The 2,766-nt window shown below is 63.4% G+C and carries 3 protein-coding genes; all 3 read right to left on the bottom strand.

Features of this window, described 5'->3' with window-relative positions; translation table 11 throughout:
* The coding region (locus tag VFF99_RS13045) for a branched-chain amino acid ABC transporter permease (protein WP_325018539.1) at nt 1–399 on the bottom strand (399 nt) is incomplete at its 3' end.
* Between the two features lie 146 nt (nt 400–545).
* Nucleotides 546–1,334 carry an ABC transporter ATP-binding protein gene (locus tag VFF99_RS13040; protein WP_325018537.1) on the bottom strand — a complete coding sequence of 263 codons (789 nt, stop codon included), beginning with the start codon at nt 1,332–1,334 and terminating at the stop codon, nt 546–548.
* A 1-nt stretch (nt 1,335) separates the two neighbouring features.
* Nucleotides 1,336–2,766, bottom strand: a 1,431-nt coding sequence (locus VFF99_RS13035) for an AMP-binding protein (protein ID WP_325018536.1), incomplete at its 5' end; no start/stop codon positions are given.

Genomic DNA, 2,766 nt, shown 5'->3' with positions numbered 1-2,766 from the left:
CATGATCGGCACGTCTTCGATGCCGATGTCGAGGCGGCGCACTTCCGAGCCCCAGATCAGCTGCGCGAGGCCTTCGACGAAGAAGGTCAGGCCGATGGTGGCCATGAACAGCGTGATCTCGTGCTGGGCCACCAGCGGCCGCAGCACGATGCGTTCGGTGGCAAGGCCGAGCAGCACCATTGCCGCCATCGTCAGCGGGATCGCGACCCACAGCGGCACGCCGAACTTGTCGATCAGGCCGACGCAGGTCAGCGCGGCGAAGAACACCATCGCGCCCTGCGCGAAGTTGAACACGCCGGAAGCCTTGTAGATCAGCACGAAGCCGAGCGCCACCAGCGCGTACATGACGCCGGCGAGCAGGCCGCCGATCAACACTTCGAAGAAGAAACTGAGTTCCATGTTTGAATCACCCTCTGTCAGGTTCCCTCCCCCTTGCAGGGGGAGGGTTAGGGTGGGGGTAGTGCGTTCGGATCGCCGTAGTCGCTTGCACGACCGCACTACCCCCATCCCAACCTTCCCCCTGCGAGGGGGAAGGGGCCTTTTCTTTAATGCGCCACGCCGAGATAGGCGTTGATCACATCCTGGTTGCTGCGCACCTCGTCCGGCGTACCGTCGCCGATCTTCTTGCCGTAATCCAGCACCACGACGCGGTCGGAGATGTCCATCACCACGCCCATGTCGTGCTCGATGAGCACGATGGTGGTGCCGAACTGGTCGTTGACGTCGAGGATGAAGCGGCACATGTCCTGCTTTTCTTCCACGTTCATGCCGGCCATCGGTTCGTCCAGCAGCAGGATTTCCGGTTCGGCGGCGAGCGCGCGGCCGAGCTCGACGCGCTTTTGCAGGCCGTACGGGAGGCGGCTGACCGGCGTCTTGCGGATGTGCTGGATCTCCAGGAAGTCGATGATTTCCTCGACCTTCTTGCGGTGCGCGATCTCTTCCTTCTGCGCCGGGCCCCAGTAGAGCGCCTGCAGCAGGAAGTTGGTCTGCAGCTTCAGGTTGCGGCCGGTCATGATGTTGTCGAGCACCGACATGCCCTTGAACAGCGCGATGTTCTGGAAGGTGCGCGCGATGCCGCTCTTGGCCGCCGCGTAGGTGTCCATGTCCTTGCGGTGCTGGCCGCGGTAGACGATCTCGCCCTGCTGCGGCCGGTACACGCCGTTGATCACGTTGAGCATCGAGCTCTTGCCGGCGCCGTTGGGGCCGATGATGGCGCGGATCTCGTGCTCGCGCACGTCGAAGGAAATGTCGGTCAGCGCCTTGACGCCGCCGAAGGACAGCGAGATGTTCCTGAGGTCCAGGATCACGTCGCCGATGTTGCGATTCTCGTTCATGTCAGGCGGCCTTCTTCAGTGCGTCATGGGAAAAGGTCTTCACGTCGACGATGCGCAGGTCGGCCGCGACCATGCCCTTGCGGCCGTCCTCGAACTTCACCTGCGTCTCGATGTACTGCGAGGTCTTGCCGGCATACAGCGCATCGATCAGCACCTTGTACTTTTCCCCGACGAAGCGGCGGCGCACCTTGCGGGTACGGGTCAGCTCGTCGTCGTCCGGATCGAGTTCCTTGTGCAGCACGAGGAAGCGGTGGATCTGCGTGCCCGACATCATCGCTTCGGTGGCGAGGTCGGCGTTGACCTTCTCGACGCACTCGGCGATCAGGTCGTAGGTTTCGCGCTTGCCGGCCAGGTCGGTGTAGCCGGAATACGGAATGCCGCGCCTTTCCGCCCAGTTGCCGACGGCTTCCATGTCGATGTTGATGAAGGCGCACACCATGTCGCGCTCGTGGCCGAAGGCGACGGCTTCCTTGATGAAGGGGAAGAACTTCAGCTTGTTCTCGATGTAGTTCGGCGCAAACATGTCGCCGCTGTTCATCTTGCCCACGTCGGCCGCGCGGTCGATGATCTTCAGGTGGCCTTCGTCGTCGAAGATGCCGGCGTCGCCCGTGTGGAAGTAGCCGTTGCTGTCGATAACCTCGGCGGTGGCATCCGGACGCTTGTAGTATTCCTTGAGCATGGAAGCCGATCGCACCAGCACCTCGCCGTTGTCGGCCAGCTTCACCTCGACGCCCGGCGCCGGCAGGCCGACGCTGTCGAACTTGATGTTGCCGTCGGGCTGCAGGCAGACGTAGGCGCAGGTTTCGGTGGAGCCGTAGAGCTGCTTGAGGTTGACGCCGATGGAGCGGTAGAAGCGGAACAGGTCGGGACCGATTGCCGCGCCCGCGGTGTAGGCGACGCGCACGCGCGACAGGCCGAGCACGTTCTTGAGCGGACCGTACACGAACAGGCTGCCGAGCAGGTAGCTCAGGCGGTCCATCATGCCGACCGGCTTGCCGTCGAGGATGTCGGACCCGACGCGGCGCGCGACTTCCATGTAGTGGTGGAACATCTTGCGCTTGATCGCGCTGGCGTCTTCCATGCGGATCATCACCGTGGTCAGCATGTTCTCGAACACGCGCGGCGGCGCGAAGTAATAGGTCGGGCCGATCTCGCGCATGTCGGTCATTACCGTGTCGCCGGATTCCGGGCAGTTGACGGTGAAGCCGGCCACCATCTGCTGCGCGAAGGAAAACAGGTGGTCGCCCACCCAGGCCATCGGCAGATAGGAGAGGATGTCGTCATCCGCGCCGAGCTTGTCGAAGCCGACACCGCCCTCGGCGGCGGCCATGAAGGAGTCGTGCGTCTGGCAGACGCCCTTCGGCTTGCCGGTGGTGCCGGAGGTATAGAGCATGACAGCGACATCGTTGCCGCGGCCGGCGTTGAGCTCGCC

The sequence above is a fragment of the Noviherbaspirillum sp. genome (assembly GCF_035654295.1).
In the GTDB taxonomy this organism is placed as follows: domain Bacteria; phylum Pseudomonadota; class Gammaproteobacteria; order Burkholderiales; family Burkholderiaceae_D; genus Noviherbaspirillum.
This window is presented reverse-complemented; position numbering and strand designations above follow the sequence as displayed.

Bases quoted from the DNA above. Each gene is read 5' to 3' on its own strand.
- VFF99_RS13040 (WP_325018537.1), bottom strand. From the start codon at position 1,334: ATGAACGAGAATCGCAACATCGGCGACGTGATCCTGGACCTCAGGAAC.